Genomic DNA, 24,486 nt, shown 5'->3' on the forward strand with positions numbered 1-24,486 from the left:
GGATGATGACAAACACAAAGAATAAAGACCGAATTGGAATCATCGGTGCAGGGATTTCTGGGGTTACGGCTGCTTATGAATTAGCGAAAAAAGGATATACCAACATTACCCTCATGGAGAAGTCGGATAGAGTAGGAGGAAAGTGTCATTCTATTGAGTACAAAGGAAAAAGTTATGAAATGGGGACGCTAATCGGCCTGCCTACCTATAAACATACGATGGATTTTATGAGAGATTTTGATCTTATGGATAGGGGACCATTGTTAGAACGTGGATTTTTTGATAATAATGGGAGAAAAACTTCACAAATTCCCATGGAGCAGATAGAGGCGTTTACACAAGAATTCAAACGATTGCCGGATATTCTAAAACGCTATGAGTCTCTCCAAGAACCGGGTTTTCTCCACTTACCGCCAGATTTATGTCAGCCATTTTCGCAGTGGTGTGTAGAGAATAAGCTGTCTGTCCTTGAGCAGGTCTACATGCATTATTTTAATACTTTTGGATTCGGTGGTATCCATAATGTTCCCGCTGCATATGTGCTGAAATTTCTAAGCTATGATAATCTGTTGTCGTTTATTGAAATTACTCATATGATAACCTGGCCTAAGGGTGTTACTGAGCTGATTAGACGAATGGCCGACCAAGTAAACGATCTACGCCTGACTTGTGAAGTGCTTTTTATGGAGCAAGAACAAGATGGGCAGGTTCGAGTAGAGACGAGTCAGGACATCTTTTATTTTGACAAGGTCATTTATACAGCAGCTTTAGAGCAAATGGGCGATACAGTTAGCCTGTCAAGTGAGGACAAAACTTTATTAGCGAATATAACCTATGAATGGTTTAGGGTATATGCGTATAGAGTGAAGGGGTTGCCGGAGCTTTCTGGCTATATCCCCCGGAATATGTACCCTGAACGTAAAGGGCATATGATGGCATGGTACTATCGGTGGGCAGATATGGGAACTACGGATCTAGTTACGGTTTATGTAGCAGAGAATGAAGCTATGACTGATCTGGAAATGCGAGAGACGGTAGAAAATAAACTTCGCGAGCTGGGCGGAGAGAGCATTCGACTATATATGATGAAGCGTTGGAGGCATTTCCCACATGTGGATTCTAATGCGCTACATGAGGGATTTTATGAACGGGTTGATCAGATGCAGGGGAAAAACAATATCTATTTAGCTGGAGAAATCATGAACTTCCCTACACTTGAGAATTGTATTATATACGCGAAACACTTGGTTGAACGATTCTTTTGAATAACATTAATGAGGAACCTTGTCCACAAAGAAATTTGTCGACAAGGTTTTTTTACATTCAAGTTAGGTTTGCAGTATATAGTTCTATAGACATGTATTCTAATAGATTTCTCAGAAGAAAGGTAGAAAGTTTGGCGAATTCTAGTGCTAGGGTTGTGTAAACTCAACTTGAAATGAAACTAAAAAAACACTGATAAATCAACGTTTTAAGCGATTTGATCGTTTAAAGAGGGATGGGCTATATTGGACCTGAGACACAGATTACATACACCAACCTACAAGGAGGAGTAAAACATGTTTTTATTCGAATCGATTCCCTGGTACTCTGCGCTAATGTGGTTAGTAGTACTAGCAGGATTAATGTTTGTAAATGAAATCGCACGGAAGAGCAAGTGGTTCTCAATCATTCTTTTTATAGTTGTCCCTATTGTTCTTACCATAGCGGTTTGGCCAAATACGGCAGGAGAAGGTTCCAGTACTGGAACATGGTTTCACTGGGTAAAAGTATATTCTGCTTTGGCAGGATGTATAGGGTTTATGGCTATCCGTTATGCTAAAGGATGGGACAAAAATAAATATATATTAATGTTCCCGGCTATTATCCTTGCAGTTAACATTCTTGAAGCAGTTATTCGTGATTTCCAAGTGTACAGCTTGCAAGGTATGGTGGATGGCGTAATGATGGTAGGTGGTCCTTGGAACATTATGAACGGGATCGCAGGTATTCTGAACATTATTACGATTTCTGGTTGGATGGGTATTGTGATCAGTAAAGATAAGAGTAAAGATATGTTGTGGCCTGACCAGCTTTGGTTCTGGATCATTGCTTATGACATTTGGAACTTTGCCTATGTATATAATGCAGTTTCTGACCATTCCTTCTATGCAGGTGCAGCATTGTTGATCTCTTGTACCATCCCGGCGTTCTTCTTTAAAAAAGGGGCATGGCTGCAGCATCGTGCACAGACTTTGGCGATTTGGATGATGTTTACGATGTCGTTCCCGGCGTTTGTTGGCGAGTCAAAGTTCTCTGTACAATCCTCTCATAGTGAAACCGCTCTGTGGATAGTAAGTGCATTATCTTTAGCTGCTAATATTGCAGTGTTTGGTTATCATTTCTATAAAATCATCAAGCATAAACGCAATCCGCTTAAAGAGGAAGTTTATACGGATTTAGCTGCTTATAAAGCTATTGCAGAGGGTGCGAATTAATAGAGACATTATAGTAATAGTGATAGAAGTTCCTCCTGCTTAAAGGGGGGAACTTCTTTTTGTGAATAATTAAAGTTCTAATTATCAGAGCCCCATATCCGCCCGTTGCTGCGCACGAAATGTTTTCCTTTTTATACAAAGCAAAAGACAAGTCAGTAATAAGATACATAATAAAGTTGCCGTATATGTGAAATTGCTGTTCCAAAACACTATCTGAATATTCATTAATGAGTGAACGCCGATCACGAAAAATAAATTTCGGGTTAAGATATAGAGTAGAGCGAATATAATTCCTAGAATTAGAAGCATGATAAAATCATAAACAAACTCCATTCCAACTAATCCTGAGTAAATCCGGTTTGGGATATGTATGGCGGCAAAGATCGATTGTGAAATTAGCATTGCAGAGATCATCCGTGTAGTTTTGTTGTTGATTTTTTTTAAGTATAGATAGATTTGAACGAGCAGGAAGCCGCGAAATAAGATTTCTTCCAATAAAGCATTTCCGAAGATTTGACCTAGAATTTCACCGAAAACTAAATTTGAATGGTTGAAGATAGCATTGTTAAGTGTTAGCTCTGAGTGATTCAAGTGTACCATACACAAATCTACTATATTTATAGCGAGCCAAAACAGAAAGGTACCCAGCAGTCCGGCTCGTAATTTTTCTATTTTTAACCCAAAATCCCGGGGCGAAACTTTAGCTATCAGAATCAAAAAAATAATTACTTCTAAGAGAAGCCCAACTAGATTGGCGGCTAACGTTTCATTGATCCAGTGGTTTGTGTTTTTGGCAATAAAACTTAAATATCCATGCTCAAAAAGGATGAGATTAACCGCAAGAGTAAAGATAATATGAATAAAAATGAGGCTCGCTATAAAAAGGTAGTGTGTAGGCTTTGTTTCAAAAATCGATGATGGATTGAACTCCTTGACGTGAAGCATCAACGGCAGCCCTCCTGAATACAAAATATTCCAAATTAACCTTAGATTTCACTATATCCTTTTTGAGTCCAAGTTTACTGTTACAAAAATCATGTGTTATTCTTCACATTCGCCCATCCCCAGATTGACAGAAGCAAGGGCACTGGCTATACTTGAAATGTTAAAATGCAAATCGGACAAATCGTTGATGAAAATGAAGTACACCGGAGGATGGCTTGATCAGAGAAAAGGTTCCTTTACGAAACGTTTCGTAATGGCTGTGAGAACCTTGAAGATAGGCCGGTGGAAAGCTAATTTCGGAGTGTGAGATCAATGCTCACCGGGGGCGCCCGTTATCAGCCGCGACAAGGCGATCGTCTGCAATTGTCCCATTAGTGGGGTCAAGGCGATAACCAGGGTGGTACCGCGATATTAATCGTCCCTGAATTATTCAGGGGCGTTTTTTTGTTTTTATTTTTTAGGTATTTTGTAATTTCCGGTGTAAATGCCGAAGTAAAAAGATGAGACGGGAGCTGTAAATGATGAAAGCAAGTGAAATTCGTTCCAAATGGCTTAAATTTTTTGAAAGTAAAGGTCACAAGATTGAACCAAGTGCGTCCCTCGTTCCTCACAACGATCCTTCGCTTCTGTGGATCAATGCGGGTATGGCACCTTTGAAAGTGTACTTCGATGGCCGGGAGGTTCCAGAAAATCCGCGCCTGACTAACTCACAAAAATGTATTCGTACCAATGATATCGAGAATGTGGGTAAGACACGCCGTCACCATACATTTTTCGAGATGCTGGGTAACTTCTCCATCGGCGATTATTTCAAAGAAGAAGCTATCACATGGGCTTGGGAGTTCCTAACCGGCAAAGAGTGGATCGGCTTTGACCCGGAACGTATTTCCGTAACGGTGTACGCAGAGGATGAAGAGGCATTTAAGCTGTGGAATGAAAAGGTTGGCCTGCCTGCTGAACGCATCATTAAGCTGGGCGACGATAATTTCTGGGATATTGGCGAAGGCCCATGCGGTCCTTGCTCGGAAATCTTTTATGACCGTGGTGAAGCTTACGGCAGTGATATGAGCGATCCGGAAATGTATCCAGGTGGAGAAAATGAACGCTGGTTAGAAGTATGGAACCTGGTGTTCTCACAATTCAACCATAACAAGGATGGCAGCTATACGCCGCTTCCGAATAAAAACATTGATACAGGGGCTGGCTTGGAGCGTTTTGCATCCATTCTACAGGATGTAGATTCCAACTTCGACACTGATTTGTTCCAACCTATTATTCAAAAGACAGCACAGCTCGCGGGTGTAACTTATAAAGATAACGTTGAGCAGGATATCGCGCTTAAAGTAATCGCTGACCATGTGCGTACCGTTACTTTTGCAGTAGGGGATGGAGTACTTCCTTCTAATGAAGGACGCGGTTATATTATCCGCCGTTTGCTTCGCCGTGCTGTTCGGTACGGAAAGACCTTGGGTCTGGATCGTCCATTCCTGTATGAGCTGACTGAAACCGTTGGCGAAATTATGGGTGTCTACTATCCATCCGTTGTGGACAACCGCGAATATATCGCAAAGATTATTCGTACTGAAGAAGAACGTTTCCACGAAACATTGTCTGACGGATTGGCTATTTTGGGTGAGATCAGTGCTAAAGCAAAAGCAGAGGGTCTCAGCAATATTGCTGGAGCCGATGCATTTAAGTTATATGATACTTATGGGTTCCCATTTGACCTGACCGAAGATTTCGCAGCGGAGCAAGGTTTAACTGTAGACCGAGAAGGTTTTGATGCGGCTATGCAGGAGCAACGTGACCGCGCGAGAGCTGCACGTCATGATGGCGGCAGCATGAAGATCCAGGGAGGCGCACTAGCAGACCTGACGGTTAAAAGTGAATTTGTTGGATATAATGACTCGGTAACAGAGTCGAAAATCCTGGCTATTGTTGTGGGTGATGAATTGGTAGATGTCGCCGGTGAAGGCGCAGAATGCCAAGTTATTCTTGATACAACACCGTTCTATGCTGAGAGCGGCGGACAAGTAAGTGACACGGGTGTGCTTACTGGGGGTTCAGTTACAGCTAAGGTAAAAGGACTCTTTAAAGCTCCACACGGCCAACACGTACATTTGGTAACTGTGGAAGCGGGAGAATTGAAAGTGGGCGAATCCGTTCGCGCGGAAGTGGATCGTGCGGAGCGTGAAGATATCGTGAAGAACCACACAGCTACCCATTTATTGCACAAAGCGCTTAAAGAAGTTCTTGGCGGGCATGTTAATCAAGCGGGATCTTTAGTGGAAGGTGCTCGTTTGCGGTTTGACTTCTCCCATTTTGGAGCGATTACTCCAGAAGAATTGAGCGATATCGAACATCGCGTAAATGCACAAATCTGGCGCGGTCTAGATGTAGTGATTGAGAACAAGCCGATTGATGAAGCTAAAGCAATGGGAGCAATGGCACTCTTTGGTGAAAAATACGGTAATATCGTCCGTGTCGTTCAAGTGGGTGATTACAGCCTTGAGCTTTGCGGTGGTTGTCATGTATCCAACACGTCGCAAATCGGAATTTTCAAGCTGCTTAGCGAAAGTGGCATTGGTTCCGGAGTGCGCCGCATCGAGGCGGTTACCGGACGTTACGCTTACCAGTTCACTGAAAGTCAGCTAGATTTGCTCAAACAATCAGCAGGCCTTCTTAAGTCTTCTCTGAATGACGTTCCGAAACGGATCGAAGCGCTGCATAACCAGGTGCGTGAGCTTTCGCGTGAGAATGAGTCCTTGCAATCCAAGCTGAGTGCTACTTTTGCTGCTGAACTTACAAGCAGTGTGAAGACAGTTGGCGCAGGTACGCAGCTCCTGGCTGTTGCTGTTCAAGCAGGCAATATGGATGCTTTGCGTTCCACAGCGGATGAATTGAAATCCAAGCTTCCGGATGCAGTGCTTGTATTAGGTGCAGCGATGGATGATAAGGTAAACTTTGTAGTATCTGTACCGCAAGACCTGGTGAAGAAAGGTTTCCACGCTGGTAAACTCGTTAAAGAAATTGCAGCAGTTTGCGGCGGTGGTGGCGGTGGGCGTCCAGATATGGCGCAAGCCGGCGGTAAAGATGCTTCTAAGCTAAACGAAGCATTGGCAAAGGCTGAAGAATTGGTAGCTTCCTTAGCCTAAGTTAAAATTACGAAACCATTTCTCTAACTAAACGTATTACGAGAAAACATAGCGGTACTGAGAGTTTGATATCAGTACCGCTACTCTTTATTAGCAGGATGTTAGATATTCATGAATAATTGTGCTTGACAATAGCTTAAAAGCCAAAAATATCATAATTTTTGTAGAGAAAATGCCAAAAAAAGCGTTAATAACGGGCAGGATTTCCTCGTTGGGGCATGAATATGTTATGATAAAGGAAGCAAGCGAGCTGCACAGTAGCAACTTTGCGAAGCCGTCCCAAAAGGCGATTTTGCAGAAGGAAGGTGTCACAAATGGACTCCATGGACAAAACGGTCAAATTCAATGTGAAGGGCGACGAAAAGGAAGCTTCTCCCCAGGAAATATTGCTAGCAGTATACGATGCACTGGTGGAGAAAGAGTATCATCCGATCAATCAGATCGTAGGGTATCTTCTTTCCGGAGATCCGGCTTACATTCCGCGCCATAACAATGCGAGAAGTTTGGTCCGGAGAAAAGAACGTGATGAGCTGATTGAAGAGCTGGTTAGATTCTATCTCGTCAATCACAGGGTGGACAATCCGAAATGAAGAAGAAGTTAGGTTTAGATTACGGCGACCGTAGAATCGGTGTAGCCACAAGTGATGTTTTTGGCTGGACGGCACAAGCTCTTGAAACGATTGAGCGCCGAGGTACGGGTAATGAGTTCGAACGCATTCGTGAACTTGTTGCAGAGCACGAAATTGGAGAGATTGTAGTTGGTCTACCGAAGAATATGAACGGCTCAGTAGGACCCCGGGGCGAAATCTGTATAGAGTTCGCTGATAAGCTACGGGAAGAGTTAGAAATGCCCGTACACCTTTGGGATGAGCGTCTGACGACGGTATCCGCAGAGCGGGTGCTGATTGAAGGGGACGTCAGCCGGAAGAAACGCAAGGGGATTGTGGATAAAATGGCTGCAGCCCTGATTTTGCAAAATTTTTTGGATGCTAACAGTAAAAGGTGAGGGGTGCGAGGATATGACAAACGAACAGATTGGCCAAGAGGAAGAACCGGAAATTATCTATATTCCCGATGAGGAAGGTAATGAAGAGGAATTCGAGGTCATTATGAAGTTTGAGGTTGATGGCTCGGACGCTAAGTATATGATGGTGGTTCCGCTAGACTCCGAGGACGAGGAAACCGATGAGGTATATGCGTTCCGTTATGTGGAAGAAGGCGACGATCTTCAATTGTTCATGATCGATAATGACGAGGAGTGGGCGATTGTCGAAGAGACTTTCAACACACTGGTCGACGAGTTGGACGGAGGATCGGAGAATGACTGAGATATCCGCTGATCAAGCGGTATGGACTTCACGGCTTAAAGAAGCATACGGAGAAACTGTAGAACTGGAAGATGAGCAAGGCAAATCTTCCATTTACGATATTATCGCCGAATTTGAAGTCGGTGATCGCGGATATGCAGTGCTGAAAGGCTCTGGCAAAGACGTGGAGTATGAAATCCTGCGTATCGTTGTCTCTTCTGACGGACTTCCGGAATTGGAGAGCATTATGGACGATGAAGAGTGGGAAGACATCTCTGAGCTATACGATGAGATGACTTTTCCAGCAGATGGCGCTGAATAAAACTTAAACATGTACGTTACATTTATGATGGGCACGGAAGAGGGCGGAGAATTCCGCGCTCTTTTTGCTTGAAATGCGAGCAATATCCTATATACATCAATCTAAGGAAATATATATTGAATTTTAGGCAATACACTTTTATACTTTATAGTCGGAAAGTGAGGAACCAGACTTGAAATCCGCAATCCGTACTGTGTTAATCATTATTCTTTTGCTGGTAGCAGCAGGAGGTGGGGGCGCATGGTACATTTGGAACGGGATGCAGCCGGTAGAGCCTGCAGGTCCTGCTGTAACATTTACGATAGAGAAGGGCATGGGAAGTGCGGAGATTGCTGATCTGCTTGAGCAGAATGGCATTATCCGTAAGAGTCTTTTTTTTAAGGGATATTTGAAATGGACTAAAGAAGGCTCTAGCTTCAAAGCAGGTACTTATATCGCTAAGCCCGGTGATAGCTATGATGAACTCATTGCAAGATTAAATGCAGGTGATGTAGTTAAGGAAGAAACTGTGGTCTTTACTATCCCCGAAGGATATACTGCTGAGCAGATCGCTAAGAAGCTCGCTGAAGCCTGGAATCAGGATGCGGCTACTTTTCTTGAAATTATGGATACTGGTGCAGGTTTGAAGGGGATTGATATTCTTGGTATCCCGCAGGATAAGAATCTACGCCACCGTCTTGAAGGATATTTATTCCCCGAAACCTATGAGCTGGTCAAAGATAGCACGCCCCAGGAAGTTGTAGAAGCGCTTTTGGATCAGTTCCAGAAGAAGCTCGATACGATTCCTAACTGGCAGCAAAAGCTAGAAACGCGTGGATTGTCTCTGCATGAACTGTTGACCGTAGCCTCGCTGGTTGAGCGGGAAGTTGTGGTGGATAGTGAACGTCCGCTTGTGGCTGGTGTTATTTATAACCGCCTAAAGAAAGAGCAGAAGCTGGAGATCGACGCTACCGTTCAATATTTACTCAATAAGCAGAAGGAAAGACTTTTGTATAAAGATTTGGAAGTTGATAGTCCATATAATACGTATAAGAATATTGGACTTCCTCCGGGACCTATTAGTAATCCGGGGCTGGAGTCCATTCAAGCGGCACTCGAACCAGAAGCTTCTGAATATTACTTCTATGTGACCAAAAAAGATGGTACACAGGGCCATTTATTTGCTAAGACCTACAAGGAACATTTAGCCAATATCGAAAAAAGTAAGCAAGAATCGAAATAAACTATTAAAATGAAGAGTGGTGCGGTTGAAATAACTGTACAAGTAGGAGGTACAACATGACTAACAAACCGGAATTGCTGGTGACGGCAGCGTCCTTGGAGGAAGCTGCTGCTCTGCTGGATGCCGGAGCAGATGCGTTGCTCATTGGGGATGACCGTTTCGGGATGCGGCTTGCTGGACATTTCTCTCTGGAGGATACAGCGACTGTCGTAGAAATGGCACATTCGCGAGGCTGCAAAGTGTATGCAAGCTTGGGTGGGCTGATGTCCAACCGTCTGCTGGATGAGCTTCCTGCCTATGTGAAGGCTTTAGGTGAGCTTGGCATTGATGGTGTTGAATTCGGGGATCCAGCAGTGTTAACCACTGTGAAGAAAGAAGCGCCAGCAATGAAGCTGCACTGGAATGCGGAAATGACTTCCACCAACTATGCGACAGCGAATTATTGGGGACGCAAGGGGGCTTCTCGCGTTGTGCTGGCCCGTGAGCTGAATATGGATGAAATGACGGAAATGGTTCCGCTTTTGGAGATTGAGGCACAGGTGCAGGTTCATGGAATGACCAATATATACCATTCCAAGCGGAAGCTTGTTGAAAGCTATATGTCACATCAAGGCCGTCCTAGTGATGGAGGAAGTCTCGGGAAGGAACGCGGACTATTTCTGATTGAGGAAGAACGAGATGACCAGAAATTCCCGATTTATGAAGACGAGAACGGCACTCATATTATGAGCTCGGATGATATTTGTATTTTGGAGGATCTGCATATTCTGATGGCTGCAGGTATACACAGCCTTAAGATTGAGGGACTCTTGAAATCGATAGCGTATAATGTAACGGTTGTGAAGACTTATCGTAAAGCTATAGATCTTTATGCGGCTGATCCGGAAGGTTATGCCTTCAATGAGGAATGGATGGATGTAATCAGAACGGTGCAGGACCCTGAACGGGAGTTAAGCTTCGGATTTTTCTATAAAGAGCAAGTATATTAAGTTTGATAAAAATAAAGAGGTTATAGGTCCCCACGAAGATTAGGTACAGCATTTATAGCATGTGACTTAGCTTTGTGGGCGATGGAGGGGAGAACAGGAATGGGAACCATGACAAAGCCGCAATATAAGGGCAAACGTTACCGTCTGGACAAACCGGAGCTCCTCGCTCCGGCTGGTAATTTGGAAAAATTGAAGTTCGCAGTACACTATGGTGCGGATGCTGTTTATATCGGAGGACAACAATACGGCTTGCGTTCCGGCGCAGATAATTTCAGCTTCGAGGAAATGCGCGAAGGTGTTGAATTCGCCAAGAAATATGGCGCTAAGGTATTTGTTGCAACAAACATTTATGCTCACAATGAAGATGTCGCGGGAATTGAAGAATACCTGCGTAACTTATATGAAGCTGGGATTGCTGCTATTATCGTAGCTGATCCAATCATTGTAGATACAGCACGCCGGTTAGTGCCTGGTCTTGAAGTGCATTTGAGTACACAGCAGTCTACGTTGAACTGGCAAGCGGTGTCCTTCTGGAAGGAAGAGGGGCTTCCGCGTGTTGTTTTGGGCCGTGAGACAAGCCTGGAAGAGATCGCTGAGATTAAAAAACATGTCGACATTGAAATCGAAAGCTTCATCCATGGTGCAATGTGTTCCTCGTATTCGGGTCGTTGTGTATTGTCCAACCATTTCACCGACCGTGATTCCAATCGCGGGGGCTGTTGCCAGTCTTGCCGCTGGAAATATGATTTGTTTGAGGATGCACGTCCGGAAGGGACTTGGGTGTCTGAGGAAGAGCAGGCTGAAGCGAAATCTCCAGCTCCTTTGCTTCCCGGGGTAACTCAGATTCCACTGCATCAGCAAGGAGATAATCCCTTCTCCATGGGCTCTAAGGATTTGTGTATGCTGGAAAGTATACCTGAACTGATTGAAGTGGGTATCGACAGCTTCAAGATCGAAGGACGAATGAAGTCAATCCACTATGTGGCTACTGTCGTTAATGCATATCGTAAAGCCATTGATGCTTATATGGCAGATCCGGAAGGGTATGAATTGAAGCAGGAATGGCTGGATGAGCTTAACAAAGCGGCTAACCGTCCGCTAAACACAGGATTCTTCTATGATACTCCGGATCATGAAGATCATATCTATGAGCCTGAAGAAAAAGCAGCTCCGTATGATTTTGCCGGACTTGTAATTGAATATGATGCTGAAAGTGGTACGGCACTAGTTCAACAGCGCAATCACTTTAAGCCAGGTCAGGAAGTAGAATTCTTTGGACCTAACGATACGTTCTTCAAGCAAACGGTTGGCGAAATATGGGATGAGAAAGGCAATTCGCTTGATGCTGCCCGTCATCCACTGCAACCTATTCGTATGAAGGTAGATCAACCGGTTGCATACTTTGATATGATGCGTAAGAAGAAGTTTTAATAAAAAACAGGGAAGCCTTTGGTCATCCAAGAGCCTCCCTGTTTTTCTTTTTGACAAAGCAAACAATAAGTTATATATATTAGGGATTAACAAATATCTCCAAGAGAGGAGGTGCAGCAAGCTATTTATTATGTTTAAACATACATAGGTTAAAAGTTGTAAAAAAAGTCTCGTAAAGCTAAGGAAAAAGACCTAATACGCCGATATATATATTGGTTAACGCTTTCATGCGTATTCTAATATTAGCGGGTAGGTGATCAAGATGGGGGATCCTGATCAAGATAGTATTAGTGAAAAGCATAATGAGAGAAGGTTTAGCATGAATAAAAAGAATAAGAAATCGGCGATCACAGGAAACAAGGAAACAAGCAAGATTGAAGGGGCAGTTAAGACACCTAAGTTTAATTTGAAGAATGGGATAGATTTGCGGGGACAGATCAAAAGAGTTAATCCTATGGAATCTGTTGGCGTGAAGATATTCCTGATATTTTTGTGTGCAATTGTAATTGTGGTAATGGCACTTGGACTGCTATCTTATTCAAAAGCCAAGAAGACAATTAAGAACAACGTATCGGAAGCCTACCGTCAGACTATTATTCAGACCTCAGAAAAGTTAGATATTACTTTGAAACAGTACGAGAACTTGGCTTTACAGCTTTATTTTGATGCGCAGATGCAAGAAGATTTGAAGTCTTTAGTGACTGCACAATCTTCCTATGAGAAATTTGAAGCTACAAGCGCAGTAAGTAAAAAGTTGTCCAGTCAGATTACAACGGATTCTAATATTCTTAGTGTTTCTTTGATCCCGGAGTCGCCTGATCAAGACATTGTTACAAGTGGCAGTGGCGGCATTAAGTTAGATAACATAAGAGAACAAGAATGGTATAAGAAGATTGTCGACAACACTGCATCTTATGAATCCTACTATTCTAAAGGTGATGGTGATGCAGCCAAGAACATATGGTTCTCGACAGCTGTTCAAGGTGATGGAGACAAAAATATTGCTATGGCAAGATCTCTCAAAACCCTGGGCTCAGGTACAGGATACATAGTCATCCTTGTGTTGAAGAATACATTGCTGGAGGAATCATTCGCAAGTGTACAGCTGGGAGATGGCTCTCGAATTCAACTTGTCACTCCTGATGGAACCGTAGTAGCTTCTTCGGATTCAAAAGACGATGGTAAACCTTCAGAGTTCGCTTTTATTCAGGCAAGTAAAAAGGATAACAAAAGTTTGGATGAGAAGGATACAAACGGGAAAGAGATCCTTGCTGTCTTTAATCCAATGATCCGGGCGGATTGGAAGTTGGCAGGGGTAGTCCCAACAGATGAGCTAGTAAAAGAAGCACGTCCGATTCTGTTGACTACTTTTATTGCGGCTGCTGGTGCGGCTCTGCTAGCCATAGTAATCGGGATCTGGATGGTGCGTATGATTGCTCGCCCTCTAGCACGCTTGAAGGATCTTATGGTACAAGGTGCAGGTGGTGATCTAAGTGTACGTACAGAATATGTCTCTAAAGATGAAATTGGCCAGCTATCAGCTTCCTTTAACGTGATGATGGAGCGTATTACTGAGCTTGTATCGCAAACGACAGAAACCGCTCGGGATGTGCTGGAGACCGCTGGTGAGCTTGGTGAAGCCTCACGGAAGACAGCTATTTCTGCGAAGGAAATCGCAGCCGCTACGGAAGAAATTGCCGGTGGGGCAGGCAGTCTGGCGCTTGAAGCTGAACGAGGTAATGAGCTTACAGATGTGATAGCTACGCAAATGCAGACTGTAATATACGCCAACACTGAGATGGATGAAGCAGCACGTGGGGTTGGTGAAGCTAGTGCTCAAGGTGCTAAGCAATTAACTGACCTGCTGGATCAGACTAGCCGCACTGGAGAAAAAACAAGTGCACTTGTCGAACGTGTCAACCACCTGAAGGAGACAGTATTCTCCGTAATTAAGGTGTTGGATGTGATGAAGAGTATCACGCAACAGACGAATATTTTATCATTAAATGCGACAATAGAAGCCGCTCGTGCAGGAGAAGCTGGTAAGGGCTTCATGGTAGTTGCGGGTGAAGTGCGGCAGCTTGCTGACCAATCGAAACAATCTATTGCCCTTGTTGCTGGAATTACGGATAAGATCATGGCGGAAATGAACGAAACGGAAGCTGTATTATCCGAAGTAGCACCACTGTTTAAAGAACAAGTAAGCTCCGTGAAGAGTACAAGTGATATCTTCCTGTCCGTAAAAGGACAGATGGATGAATTCATAACAAGCCTGGAATCGGTGACGACAGCGATTAGCAGTCTGAATCATTCGCAAGGTGTGTTGTCAGAGGCTATGGGGAACGTTAGCGCCGTAGCTGAGCAATCTTCAGCAACTTCCCAAGAAGTAGCTTCACTCAGTAATGAACAGCAAAATGTAAGTGATCAACTCGTTTCATTATCTGGCAAGCTGGAAAGTGCTTCAGGTCAATTGAAGGACAAGCTGTCATTATTCACTATAAAATGAGTGGATTCATCACTAATTTCTAAATTGTTTACCTAACAAAACCGCTTCTTCAACATGAAGAGGCGGTTTGTTGTTGTGTAATGAAGAACTACACCGTATAATAACTTTGTTAGGTATTTGTTATAATTTAATAACAAGTTAGGTAAAAAGTATTAAGGAGAAGGACCAAATGAAAGGTAGACGCATCTCTGGCTGGTGGTCCGTTATCGGGGACATGAGCATGGAACGCAAGCTGCTCCTCGTCTTTTTAATTATCATTACCCTCCCGCTATCCTTCATCAGTGTATTTACCTTCAAGAGCTACTCAGAATCTATTCAGGGGAACACCATTGCTTATTCTGAGAAATTAATCGATCAAATGATGGATGGAGTAGACGATTATATCGAAGATATGAAGCGTATTTCATCTATGCCCGCCTATGTGAATGATATCAAACAGAATTTAATACGTTCGAACAACTACCATGAGCAGAAAAAGATTATGGGAGGCGCAACTGGGAGTGCTGCTTTGTCGCCCGGTGATTTTGATCTACTGTTGTCCATTCAACGGGGGATAGAGGGCAATATTTCGTTTATTAACAATATTAAGCGAGGTGCGAACTCGGTTTATATTTTTGACGCTTACGGAAATGGTTATTATTCTGCGAAGGATGGTGGCGTACGACTCGATCTCGAGCAAAGCTATAAATACTGGAGCCAGCAGACTAAGGATTCCAGCGGAGAAGCATTATTGTTCGGTACTCAAGCGTATACAAGTAATCTGCAGAGCACTCGATATGCTTTTACCGTTGTTCGCAAAATCGTGGATGGCTTGTTAAATCCAATCGGGCTGATTGCGGTTGAAGCGAATATTAGCAATTTGGAGAATCAAGTTACGGGGCTGGATAAAGTCACCCATGGGAAGTCGTTGATTGTGGATGAGAAGGGAATGGTCATCTACGACAGCGACAAGAAGCTGCTGGCCACAGATATTTCTGATTCAGACTTGTTCAAAAGAGTTGGAGGCATTTCTGGAAGCTTTTATGATACAGTCAACGGAAAAGAGCGGTTGAATATTTACTCTGGCTCTACCAAAACCAATTGGAAGGTAATTATCTCTATTCCTGTTGATGTACTGATGCGTGATGTGAAGCTGACCCGTAATACAACACTTGCTGCTACATTAAGTATCATAGTACTGGCGTTAATTATTTCGATTATTCTTTCCGTTGCCCTTACTAAATCGCTGACTCAAATGATTCAATTGATGAAAAAAGTTCAGGGCGGCGATCTGGATGTGATGTTCAGAGTTAAACGGCGTGACGAAATTGGTCTGCTAGGGCATCAATTTAATCGTATGTTAGCCCGAATCAGGCAGCTAATTCAGGATATTTACCGCATAGAAGAACAGAAAAAGGAAGCAGAGCTTCATGCGCTGCAGAGTCAAATCAATCCTCATTTTATCTATAACACACTGGAGTCCATTCGAATGACCGCCGAGCTGAATGATGATGTCGAAGCTGCGGATATGATCTCTATTCTGGGCAAACTGCTACGGTACAGTACAAGTGATCTGAGTAGTAATACGACATTGAAGCAAGAGCTTGGGTATGTGCGTAATTACGTCGAGCTGCTGAACTATCGTTATCCTAACCGTTTTTTACTGGATATCGATGTGCCGAAGTCGTTAGATAATTACTCTATTATCAAGCTGGTCTTCCAGCCTATCATTGAGAATGCAGCTTACCATGGCTTAGATGATAATAAGCCGCAAATGCATTTAAGCATCCGCTGCGAGATTACAGAGCAAATGCTGTTGTTTCATATTAAAGACGACGGGATCGGAATGGATGAGAAGACTTTGGAGAAATTGAATGATGGGCTGCAGAACGAAAGTCCTCCTAAGAAAAGCATTAACGGGGGGATAGGCATGAAAAATGTACAGCAGCGAGTGCGTCTTCATTATGGAGCGGCATTTGGGATCCAGGTATATAGTGAGCTTGGACGAGGGACCGATGTTATTTTGTCGCTGCCATTACTGGAACAGGAATTAATTGGCTTACCTGAGTAACGAAATAAGAGGGGGCTGTCCGTTGAAGGGGTTGAAATTAGAATGGACTATGCGGACCATACTGTTACTTCTCTTAGTGTTATTGAGTAGTAGCTGTGCCAATAACAATAAGCAGACGGAATCCACTCCGCCTCCAGTTGGAGACGAGGTGAAGTCTGACTTGTCCGGCACCATAGTCATGATGACCAATCGAATAGATCTGATTGAGAACGGAACTTTTCAAGGATACGCGGACCAATTTAAACAGAGATACCCCGAAGCCAATGTGGAATTTGAAGGCTTGTCCAATTATGCAACGGATATTCTGGTACGGCTGTCCACGAAAGATGCCGGTGATGTACTGTTGCTTCCGGTGAATCTTCCGTCAAAGGAGCTGGATTATTTTTTCGAACCGCTGGATGAAGAAACCGCCGCTAGTGAGCGTTTCACCTCTTTTGCTACGTATAACGGGAAACGTTATGGGCTGTCCACGGGGACTACTACGGTTGGGATTGTCTATAATAAAAAGGCATTTGAAAAAGCAGGAATAGCTACTGTTCCTAAGACGCTGGATGAATTCTACGAAGCTTGTGCGAAATTAAAACAAGCGGGTATTATCCCCCTATATATGAATTATGGAGCCGTCTGGCCTCTACGTGAATGGGGAAACAGTTTGGTTAACTATATGACAGGTAATCCAGAGTATCTAAATAATATGGTAAATGAGGATAGCCCGTGGCAGCTTGATAATGAGTGGGGGAAATCAATTTCCATTGCTCGAACCTTAATTGGTAAAGGCTATGTTGAAGATGAACTATTCTCGAACAATTGGGAGATATCGAAGACTAAGCTAGCTAAAGGTCAAGCAGGGATGTATTTACTGGGAAATTGGACGATTGGACAAGTCCTTGATGTGGGGGCTGCCCCGGATGATATTGGATTCTTCCCGTTTCCGTATGATAATAGCAGTGCTCATTATGCGCCGATCAATCCAGATTGGTTCATGGGGGTTAGTAAATATACCAAGAACAAAGAGCTTGCTATGGCGTGGTTGAATTTTTTTGTGAAGGAGACTTCCTATCGAGATGATTGGGGATTTCTTCCGGCAGATGGAAGCTTGAATCCCTCTATGTCGCAGTATCGTGAGTTTTTATCTTATAAGCCTAAGCTACTCGATGCTACTGTACAAAGTGATGCGTTCATCGAGCTGGCGAATAGAGCCAAAATGTCCTTTTGGTCCGGGGATTATATTCAGGAGTTACTGGCTGCGCCTGATTTACAAAAGGCTTTTGACGAATTAAATGCAAAATGGAAGGAAGCGCGGGCAGGAGCGTCACAAACTTCTCAGCATTAAAGTTAGTACTACATAAATTTGATGACATTCTCTGGAGGGTTATATATGGCTAAAAAGGTTACCATGCAAAAAATCGCTGATCATCTCGGCGTATCCAAATTCGTTGTCTCCAAGTCACTTTCGGGTAAAGGCGGCGTTAATGAGACGACAAGAGAACGAGTGATTCAAGCGGCATCGCAGCTGGGTTATTTTACGCAAAAAAATGCTTTTGTCCAAGGTATAAAACGCACGCCTCCGGTAGGTGGCGGGGATCGGAATAAGCAATCCGTGCTGGTGTTAATGCCGAATATTCGTTCTCAGACGCAGGATTCCTTGTATTGGGGAAAAATTGTGGATGGTATTGCGATTGCGCTGGATCAGGAAGGGCTTGGGATGGTCATTATCTCCGAGAACCGTGCGGATAATTTCGTTAATATTTTGAATCCCAATGGAATCCTTGGTTTGATAGGTGTGGGCCAAATCTCTACTTCCTTGCTGCTTGAGGTACACCGTATTGGTTTGCCGATGGTGTTGATTGACCATGAAGATCCGCTAATTCCAAGTGATACCGTGTTTGCGAATAATGTGGATTCTATGGCTCGACTTACGAATCATTTGATGGGCACAGGCCATACCCAAATACATTTTATCGGCAATATTGGATTCTCACGCAGTTTCCGCGACCGGTGGATTGGCTTCCGGAGTGCGCTGGAGGAGAGCGGAATAAGACTGCCTTTGGAAGATGATGCGAATCTTTTTCTGGAAGGGGTGGAGGAAGACTTATTTCAGGAGGATTTTAAAAACTGGGTAAATAAGCGTAAAAAAGCCAAAACACTCCCGACAGCCTTGGTTTGCGCTAACGACTCCACAGCCCTTTCGGTCAGTGACATCCTCAAGGAAGAAGGGTTTAATATTCCGGAGGATATCTCGGTTACTGGCTTTGATAATATTGAGGATGCCTTAAGAGGCGTTCCACCGCTTACAACTGTTCATGTTCCTAAAGAAGCGATGGGCCGAGCCGCAGTGGAGAAACTTCTGAGCCGTATTCATAATCCTTCTGCACCGCTTGAGAAAATCCTTATCGCAGCGGACATTGTTCATCGTGATTCCGTGGATAAGCCGCGAGACTAGAACTTTGTTGATTTAAAAAGTATATAAAAGCCATGGAATCTAGTTTTGCTTGAGTAAGGGGGAATTTAGTTATGACAGAACCAGTTGCCATCCCAAAGATTGATGGCGAACAGATTCAACTACGTGGTGTGCAAGCATCCGATCTGGAGGCTTATTATAATTTTTTGCTTGATGTTGAGATGGGGCAATTAACAGGTTCGCAAGGAGATTTCTCTCGTGAGCAAACGGCAGCTTGGATTCGTAAGATTAGTGTTCCAGCCGAGGATCGTGTAGATCTTATGATTATAGTAAAGGACACGGGTGAGCTCATTGGAGAAGTGGTACTAAATGAAATAGATCCGGACAATCGTAGTGCAAATATCCGGATCGGCATTTGTGGGCATGAACATCGGGGTAAGGGTTACGGGACTGAAGCTATGACTCAAATGCTACGATATGGCTTTGAAACTATGAAGCTGCATCGCATCCATCTCGGTGTATATACTTTTAACCCCAGAGCCGTTCATGTCTATGAGAAGCTTGGTTTTCAACGCGACGGTGTGGAGCGGGATGCTCTTTATGTAGACGGAGAGTTTCATAACATGATTCTGATGTCCATGCTTGAGGATGAGTTCCGCAGTTTGTACAATTAAAAAAAGTGAATCTAGGGTAAGGAAGATTGTAAGTAACTTCCTCACCAGATTCACTATGAATATTAGTCTGTAATGTTTCCAGCCATTTTGAGACGTTTGGCAATTTCTTTAAAGTCTTCGGGGGAGATTCCGGGAGCGAATTCCTCTTCGACTGCCGGAGCAACGGGGATCGGAAAGCCTTTAGGGGATCCTTGAATAACTTCAAGCGGAAGATTATCCTCTGGGTGGGTTCCCTTCCAAATCTGATCGATGGCGCCGAAGTCACTTTCACTCCAGGTGTATAGCTTGGTATGCACGCCTTTTTCTTCATATTTTTTTGCTTCGCTGAATGATTTATTATTTAACGAAGGAATCGGCACGAGCTTAGTTACATTAACACCTGTTGCCACTTCGATGGCTTTGGCATAAGCGACCACGTGGACACCACCACGGACTAAAAGGAATCCGACTACAGCGCGTGCAGCTGGATGGTCTGTCATTTCGTAGACCTTCATTTTATGTGTTCTGGCTCCGCATTCGAGGAAGAAGTTATGTAGCAGATCTTCCACTAGGTTGCCGCTATTAAAGACGTTTGCTCCGGTCCACGGGTTCCCCGTTGAATCAAAAGGCATAGCCCCTTGTGCACCAGCCAGAAAGTGATAGGATAGACGCGCATCTTTTGCGGACCCTAGAGGGGTGGAATCGGGCTCTTTATAACTTGTTGACCCTCGAAGACATTTGTTGATGGCATGCGAAACCAGCTCGACATGGCCAAGCTCTTCCGCTGTTATGCTCATCACCAAATCATAAAAAGGCTTCAGCTTGTCTTTTGAACGGAAATTAAAGGATTGAAAGAGGTAATTGTTAAGGGTCGACATTTCACCGAACTTTCCGCCAAGTAATTCCTGAACAGCGGCAGCAGCATTGGGATCGGGCTTCTCAACTTCAGGAATCTCAATCATGATTTCATCCATACGTTTGAACATTAATATCTCAGCCTCCTTGGAGTTAGGGGTTACTGACCTATTTTGAGCTTAATCTATAGGAATTACTCATGAATGGGCTGAAAAGTATGGATGTGCGTCATGTAAAAGGCTTTTTGTGTCGAAAAGGCAAACGGCAAATACTATCAAATACGCAATTAAAACCACAATCAAATACGCAATCAAATACGCATAGTAACCCGCTAACGGACACAGCAGACCCTATATGCAGTATTATCCGATATTTACAATGCTAACGGACTCCAGCGCAGCTATCGGCCTAGAAAACGCCCCAAATGGGACTCTTTTCAGGGAATAGCGCCCCTGGAGTCCGAAAACTTACTTTGAAGGCTAAATACATGTGAATAGCGTCATCAGAGTCCTTAAGTTATTCTGGATGATTGATATTCGCTTGAAGCAAACAGTGAATGATCAAAACGCAGAGCAGCGATCCTCCTAATATAGGAGAATCGCTGCTCTGTTGATTTTTAGGGTTTATGAACTTTTTTTACAATGCTAAATTACGATCAATAAGAGCAATACGTTGCTGTACACAAGCATAAGAACGAAGGGGATCCTCTGGAGTGTTCAGCACATAATCTAACATTTGGTCAACGGTAGTTGTAGCCACATGGATACGAGTGTCGGAGGAGGCGTAGTAAATATAGATTTCACCGTTATCACGTGCAATCACGCCATTACAGAACACGACATTGGAGACATCACCGACACGTTCTTCACCGTCTGGTGCGATGAAATGACCGCCAGGTGAATGAGTAACTTTGTTTGGCTCATCCAGGTCAGACAAGAAAGCATATAGCACGTATCGGAGTCCAGCAGCTGTGTTGCGTACACCATGAGCAATATGCAGCCAGCCTTTTGCAGTTTTGATTGGAGCTGGACCTTGGCCATTTTTAACTTCCTTGATGGTATGGTAGTAGCGTTCGTCCATGATAGTCTCGCTGGTAATTACGGCATCTTCAATTGTATCCGAGAGTCCCCAGCCAATACCGCCACCGGAACCTGCATCGATAAAGCCATCTTGTGGGCGAGTGTAGAAAGCGTATTTTCCATCTACAAATTCAGGGTGGAGCACGACATTACGCTGCTGAGCAGAGCCTGTTTTGAGATCCGCCAGACGTTCCCAGGTCTTCAGATCTTTGGTGCGAACAATACCACACTGTGCTACTGCGCTAGAAAGGTCACCATGTGGGGCTTCTGGATCTTTGCGTTCTGTACAGAAGAGGCCGTAGATCCAGCCATCTTCATGGCTTACGAGGCGCATGTCGTAGACGTTGATATCAGGAACTTCTGTCTCCGGCAGCACAACTGGATGATCCCAGAAGCGGAAGCCGTCTACGCCATTGTCGCTTTCTGCTACAGCGAAAAAAGATTTTCGGTCATTGCCTTCCACGCGAGCAACAAGATAGAATTTGCCATTCAGTGCAATAGCACCCGGGTTGAAGACGCCGTTGACGCCAATTCTTTCGGCAAAATAAGGGTTGGTATCTGGGTTAAAATCATAACGCCAGATTAATGGCGCATGCTCAGCAGTTAGCAGTGGATGAGCATATCGGTCATAAATGCCGTTTCCATAAGGAAGCTTTTCGTTCTTGCGAGCGATCAGGGCTTCATAACGTTCTGTTAATTGTTGTTTGCGTTCTTGGAATAATGATGACATTAGACAGTCTCCTTTATAGTTGATTTCAGTCGTGCGATCATTTCGAAGCAGGCTCTGCTGTTATGATAAGGACATTTCCAGGCGCTAACCTTTGATCCGTGAGGCAGGGGCTGAAGGTTCTCGTCCACGCCCCAGTACCATTCACCCAGCTTGTGATCCACCATGTATTTATCGATAAAAGTCCAGGAGGCTTGGGCAGCCTCATTAAATTTGCTGTTACCAGTCAGCTGATAAGCATTATAGAATCCAACAACCGCCTCAGCTTGCGGCCACCAATCTTTATCTTTGCTCAGCAGCCCGCTTGGGTCAGCTTCATTCCATATCCCTCCATCGCTATCAATACCTTCCGCAAGAACGGCTTCTGCCATGGAGACAGCGACTGTTCGCACACGCTGCAGCAGCTGCTCTTCTCCAAGGGTTTCAGCAGCTTCCACCAGCAGCCAGCTTCCTTCGATGTCATGTCCGTAGGAGATAATATCTGATTTCACATTCCATGCTTCATCTAAGAAAAGATGAAAATGCTGGCCTTCCTGATCAATGATATGATCCAGCATCGTTTCGATTAGCTCAGTTAGCGTGCTCTTTAGTTCCTCCGACTTCCATACTCGATAGAGACCGGTATACGCTTCCAGAACATGCAGATGGGTATTCATAGATTTTTTTTCATTCATATCCTTGCTGCTGAGACTGAGGTTATCAGTGATTTGCCATTCCCGTGATAAAGCTTCGACATAACCTTTATAAATAGAATCATAGCCGTATTTCTCAACTAGCTGGAATAATTGAATCGCATCCTCTAAGACCTCTGGACGTCCGGTCGCATGGTAGAATTCAGCCAGTGCGTAGATAGCAAAGGATTGGCCATAGATCTGCTTTTTCTCTTGAGAAGGTCTGCCCTCAGCATCCACCATCCAGTATAATCCGCCATACTCTTTATCAATGAAGTGTTCCATCAGATAGGTATAAGCACGTTCTGCCATCGCCAGATATTCCGGTTTACCGTAGATCCGGTAAGCGCTCGCAAAGGACCAAAGAATCCGGGCATTAAGCACAAGGCTTTTCTCTGCGTTAGGAGTAATGTTCAGCTGATTGTCGATTTCACCTATAAAACCGCCGTTCACTTCGTCCTTCGTCTGTTTCATCCAAAAACTAAGAATATTATCCTTCAGCTCATCCTCAAGTTGGGTCAACCATAATTCTGGTGAATTAATCATTGTAATCAGTCACTCCTCACATTATTTGGTGATTTTTGAGGTGAAATATTCGTTGATGATCCCAGCGGCTTGCTTACCGTACATACAGTAATCATCATTCTGTGCTGCTTCTTCAATTGGATAAAGATGAGTAGGCCAATCCCAGAGCATAAAGCCCTGAACCCAATCTCTGTGCTCACAGCCTTGAAACATTGCCTGATAGAATTTACTTTGTTCTTCTTGACTTGGTTCGCCCTTTAAAGTCCAATCATTGGGAATCGCAGCGCTCCCGCTCCGGCTTGGGCAACCTGCTTCCATGAAAAAGAACGGCTTATTCTGTGAGCGCACCACTTGCTCAATCCGGTCGAGCTGAGCCTCCCAATCACTAGCTGGATAATACCCACTTGAAGAAATCACATCGAGCGCATCCCACCAGGTTACGTTATCCTCCTGATACTTATCGCAATTATAAGTAAGAATACCTGAGTAGACCTTCCGCACCTCGGCAATAAGCGAACGCCATTCGGCTTCGCGTCTATCCGTCTGTACAAGCTCACAGCCAATACAGAACATTTCACAGCCTGTTTCCTCAGCGATAGCGGCATAGTGCAGAATAAATTTAGTATAAGAGCTGAACCACTCAGACCATTTAGGCTCGCAAGGGACATCCTTATCAAAAAAGTTAATATGGGCACGCCAAGTTCCGTCAGCACAATTAACAATCGGCTTCAGGCATACTTTTAGCTGCAGTGACTTCGCTTTGCTGATAGCCCATTTAACTTCTTCGTCGCTAACGGTTGGAGCCTCCCAGTAAGGGATTTCCGTAGAATGAGCGGTAGCTTGAAGCGCGCTGAGCGCAATGGCCGTCCAGTTCGCTCCGGTGACAGAGGACATTAATTCCAGCGAACACTCAGCTTCTTTTGTTGTCCATGAACCACGTCTACCCGAGAAACCCCAGGTTACGCCTGCAATGTATTCGTTGTTTAACATCATCGAGAATCCTCACTTTACACACAAAAATAGAAAAATTAGCAATCTTCATTTTGTTAGATAGTTATTATCGTTTTGTTAGTTTATAATAACAACTTAATTTAGTTATATACTTTTTCGCAGATGATTTCAAGGACAATTTGTAGTTGAAGCTGGGAAATTTGAATAACTTTAGTTATAG

General features: G+C 43.9%; 20 protein-coding genes. 15 read left to right on the forward strand and 5 right to left on the reverse strand.

Translation table 11 applies throughout. The features are described 5' to 3' along the window. Positions 1–2: 2 nt before the first annotated feature. Positions 3–1,265 (forward strand): FAD-dependent oxidoreductase, encoded by a 1,263-nt coding sequence (locus MHI25_RS08145; protein ID WP_076184718.1) that lies wholly within the window; start codon positions 3–5, stop codon positions 1,263–1,265. A 294-nt stretch (positions 1,266–1,559) separates the two neighbouring features. After that, the gene (locus tag MHI25_RS08150) at positions 1,560–2,477 is read left to right on the forward strand and encodes a DUF5692 family protein (RefSeq protein ID WP_340395232.1); all 918 of its coding nucleotides are present in this window, start codon (positions 1,560–1,562) and stop codon (positions 2,475–2,477) included. An 84-nt stretch (positions 2,478–2,561) separates the two neighbouring features. On the opposite strand, the gene MHI25_RS08155 is transcribed toward MHI25_RS08150, so the two are convergent. Continuing rightward, positions 2,562–3,422 (reverse strand): type II CAAX endopeptidase family protein, encoded by an 861-nt coding sequence (locus tag MHI25_RS08155; RefSeq protein ID WP_340395663.1) that lies wholly within the window; start codon positions 3,420–3,422, stop codon positions 2,562–2,564. 521 nt (positions 3,423–3,943) lie between these two features. Here MHI25_RS08155 and alaS point away from each other — a divergent pair. The 13 genes from alaS (at position 3,944) to MHI25_RS08220 (ending at position 19,479) form a co-directional block, all read left to right on the forward strand. Beyond that, positions 3,944–6,577 (forward strand): alanine--tRNA ligase, encoded by a 2,634-nt coding sequence (gene alaS / locus MHI25_RS08160; protein WP_076126297.1) that lies wholly within the window; start codon positions 3,944–3,946, stop codon positions 6,575–6,577. A 314-nt stretch (positions 6,578–6,891) separates the two neighbouring features. Then, the gene (locus MHI25_RS08165; RefSeq protein WP_036675601.1) at positions 6,892–7,167 is read left to right on the forward strand and encodes an IreB family regulatory phosphoprotein; all 276 of its coding nucleotides are present in this window, start codon (positions 6,892–6,894) and stop codon (positions 7,165–7,167) included. Beyond that, positions 7,164–7,583 carry a Holliday junction resolvase RuvX gene (gene ruvX, locus MHI25_RS08170; protein WP_036675598.1) on the forward strand — a complete coding sequence of 140 codons (420 nt, stop codon included), beginning with the start codon at positions 7,164–7,166 and terminating at the stop codon, positions 7,581–7,583. Before MHI25_RS08165 ends, ruvX begins: the two co-directional genes overlap by 4 nt. Positions 7,584–7,596: 13 nt before the next feature. Then, on the forward strand, positions 7,597–7,905 hold the full coding sequence (locus MHI25_RS08175; protein WP_038569507.1) for a DUF1292 domain-containing protein: 309 nt from the start codon (positions 7,597–7,599) through the stop codon (positions 7,903–7,905). Then, the gene (locus tag MHI25_RS08180; RefSeq protein WP_076104918.1) at positions 7,898–8,206 is read left to right on the forward strand and encodes a DUF1292 domain-containing protein; all 309 of its coding nucleotides are present in this window, start codon (positions 7,898–7,900) and stop codon (positions 8,204–8,206) included. The genes MHI25_RS08175 and MHI25_RS08180 overlap by 8 nt, the downstream gene beginning before the upstream one ends. 172 nt (positions 8,207–8,378) lie before the next feature. Beyond that, positions 8,379–9,428: an endolytic transglycosylase MltG gene (gene mltG / locus MHI25_RS08185; protein ID WP_339247381.1), complete on the forward strand. Its 1,050-nt coding sequence runs from the start codon at positions 8,379–8,381 to the stop codon at positions 9,426–9,428. A 56-nt stretch (positions 9,429–9,484) separates the two neighbouring features. Then, on the forward strand, positions 9,485–10,417 hold the full coding sequence (locus tag MHI25_RS08190; RefSeq protein ID WP_076126299.1) for a peptidase U32 family protein: 933 nt from the start codon (positions 9,485–9,487) through the stop codon (positions 10,415–10,417). A 99-nt stretch (positions 10,418–10,516) separates the two neighbouring features. Continuing rightward, positions 10,517–11,848, forward strand: coding sequence for a U32 family peptidase (locus tag MHI25_RS08195; RefSeq protein WP_036675585.1), 1,332 nt, complete (start codon positions 10,517–10,519; stop codon positions 11,846–11,848). A 319-nt stretch (positions 11,849–12,167) separates the two neighbouring features. After that, complete coding sequence (locus MHI25_RS08200; protein ID WP_248547696.1) at positions 12,168–14,354, forward strand: methyl-accepting chemotaxis protein; 2,187 nt, start codon at positions 12,168–12,170, stop codon at positions 14,352–14,354. 169 nt (positions 14,355–14,523) lie between these two features. Further along, positions 14,524–16,404: a sensor histidine kinase gene (locus MHI25_RS08205; RefSeq protein WP_340395233.1), complete on the forward strand. Its 1,881-nt coding sequence runs from the start codon at positions 14,524–14,526 to the stop codon at positions 16,402–16,404. 22 nt (positions 16,405–16,426) lie between these two features. Beyond that, positions 16,427–17,737, forward strand: coding sequence for an ABC transporter substrate-binding protein (locus tag MHI25_RS08210; RefSeq protein WP_340395234.1), 1,311 nt, complete (start codon positions 16,427–16,429; stop codon positions 17,735–17,737). A 45-nt stretch (positions 17,738–17,782) separates the two neighbouring features. After that, positions 17,783–18,847 (forward strand): LacI family DNA-binding transcriptional regulator, encoded by a 1,065-nt coding sequence (locus MHI25_RS08215; RefSeq protein ID WP_340395235.1) that lies wholly within the window; start codon positions 17,783–17,785, stop codon positions 18,845–18,847. 71 nt (positions 18,848–18,918) lie between these two features. Further along, complete coding sequence (locus MHI25_RS08220; protein ID WP_076184714.1) at positions 18,919–19,479, forward strand: GNAT family protein; 561 nt, start codon at positions 18,919–18,921, stop codon at positions 19,477–19,479. A 62-nt stretch (positions 19,480–19,541) separates the two neighbouring features. On the opposite strand, the gene MHI25_RS08225 is transcribed toward MHI25_RS08220, so the two are convergent. The 4 genes from MHI25_RS08225 to MHI25_RS08240 form a co-directional block, all read right to left on the reverse strand. Then, positions 19,542–20,444 (reverse strand): manganese catalase family protein, encoded by a 903-nt coding sequence (locus MHI25_RS08225; RefSeq protein ID WP_076126309.1) that lies wholly within the window; start codon positions 20,442–20,444, stop codon positions 19,542–19,544. 505 nt (positions 20,445–20,949) lie between these two features. Further along, positions 20,950–22,122, reverse strand: a complete 1,173-nt coding sequence (locus MHI25_RS08230; protein WP_339172473.1) for a glycosidase — start codon at positions 22,120–22,122, stop codon at positions 20,950–20,952. Then, positions 22,122–23,336, reverse strand: a complete 1,215-nt coding sequence (locus tag MHI25_RS08235) for an AGE family epimerase/isomerase (RefSeq protein ID WP_340395236.1) — start codon at positions 23,334–23,336, stop codon at positions 22,122–22,124. The genes MHI25_RS08230 and MHI25_RS08235 overlap by 1 nt, the downstream gene beginning before the upstream one ends. Positions 23,337–23,357: 21 nt before the next feature. Next, positions 23,358–24,308, reverse strand: coding sequence for a 1,4-beta-xylanase (locus MHI25_RS08240; RefSeq protein ID WP_076184711.1), 951 nt, complete (start codon positions 24,306–24,308; stop codon positions 23,358–23,360). Positions 24,309–24,486: the final 178 nt, after the last annotated feature.

The sequence above is a fragment of the Paenibacillus sp. FSL E2-0177 genome (assembly GCF_037992975.1).
In the GTDB taxonomy this organism is placed as follows: Bacteria; Bacillota; Bacilli; order Paenibacillales; family Paenibacillaceae; genus Paenibacillus_AQ; species Paenibacillus_AQ odorifer.

Bases quoted from the DNA above. Each gene is read 5' to 3' on its own strand.
- ruvX (WP_036675598.1), top strand. From the start codon at position 7,164: ATGAAGAAGAAGTTAGGTTTAGATTACGGCGACCGTAGAATCGGTGTA.
- MHI25_RS08205 (WP_340395233.1), top strand. From the start codon at position 14,524: ATGAAAGGTAGACGCATCTCTGGCTGGTGGTCCGTTATCGGGGACATG.
- MHI25_RS08230 (WP_339172473.1), bottom strand. From the start codon at position 22,122: ATGTCATCATTATTCCAAGAACGCAAACAACAATTAACAGAACGTTAT.
- MHI25_RS08180 (WP_076104918.1), top strand. From the start codon at position 7,898: ATGACTGAGATATCCGCTGATCAAGCGGTATGGACTTCACGGCTTAAA.
- MHI25_RS08220 (WP_076184714.1), top strand. From the start codon at position 18,919: ATGACAGAACCAGTTGCCATCCCAAAGATTGATGGCGAACAGATTCAA.
- MHI25_RS08145 (WP_076184718.1), top strand. From the start codon at position 3: ATGATGACAAACACAAAGAATAAAGACCGAATTGGAATCATCGGTGCA.
- MHI25_RS08240 (WP_076184711.1), bottom strand. From the start codon at position 24,308: ATGATGTTAAACAACGAATACATTGCAGGCGTAACCTGGGGTTTCTCG.
- MHI25_RS08195 (WP_036675585.1), top strand. From the start codon at position 10,517: ATGGGAACCATGACAAAGCCGCAATATAAGGGCAAACGTTACCGTCTG.
- alaS (WP_076126297.1), top strand. From the start codon at position 3,944: ATGAAAGCAAGTGAAATTCGTTCCAAATGGCTTAAATTTTTTGAAAGT.
- MHI25_RS08150 (WP_340395232.1), top strand. From the start codon at position 1,560: ATGTTTTTATTCGAATCGATTCCCTGGTACTCTGCGCTAATGTGGTTA.
- MHI25_RS08225 (WP_076126309.1), bottom strand. From the start codon at position 20,444: ATGTTCAAACGTATGGATGAAATCATGATTGAGATTCCTGAAGTTGAG.
- MHI25_RS08175 (WP_038569507.1), top strand. From the start codon at position 7,597: ATGACAAACGAACAGATTGGCCAAGAGGAAGAACCGGAAATTATCTAT.
- MHI25_RS08235 (WP_340395236.1), bottom strand. From the start codon at position 23,336: ATGATTAATTCACCAGAATTATGGTTGACCCAACTTGAGGATGAGCTG.
- MHI25_RS08200 (WP_248547696.1), top strand. From the start codon at position 12,168: ATGAATAAAAAGAATAAGAAATCGGCGATCACAGGAAACAAGGAAACA.
- MHI25_RS08215 (WP_340395235.1), top strand. From the start codon at position 17,783: ATGGCTAAAAAGGTTACCATGCAAAAAATCGCTGATCATCTCGGCGTA.
- MHI25_RS08190 (WP_076126299.1), top strand. From the start codon at position 9,485: ATGACTAACAAACCGGAATTGCTGGTGACGGCAGCGTCCTTGGAGGAA.
- MHI25_RS08155 (WP_340395663.1), bottom strand. From the start codon at position 3,422: ATGCTTCACGTCAAGGAGTTCAATCCATCATCGATTTTTGAAACAAAG.
- MHI25_RS08165 (WP_036675601.1), top strand. From the start codon at position 6,892: ATGGACTCCATGGACAAAACGGTCAAATTCAATGTGAAGGGCGACGAA.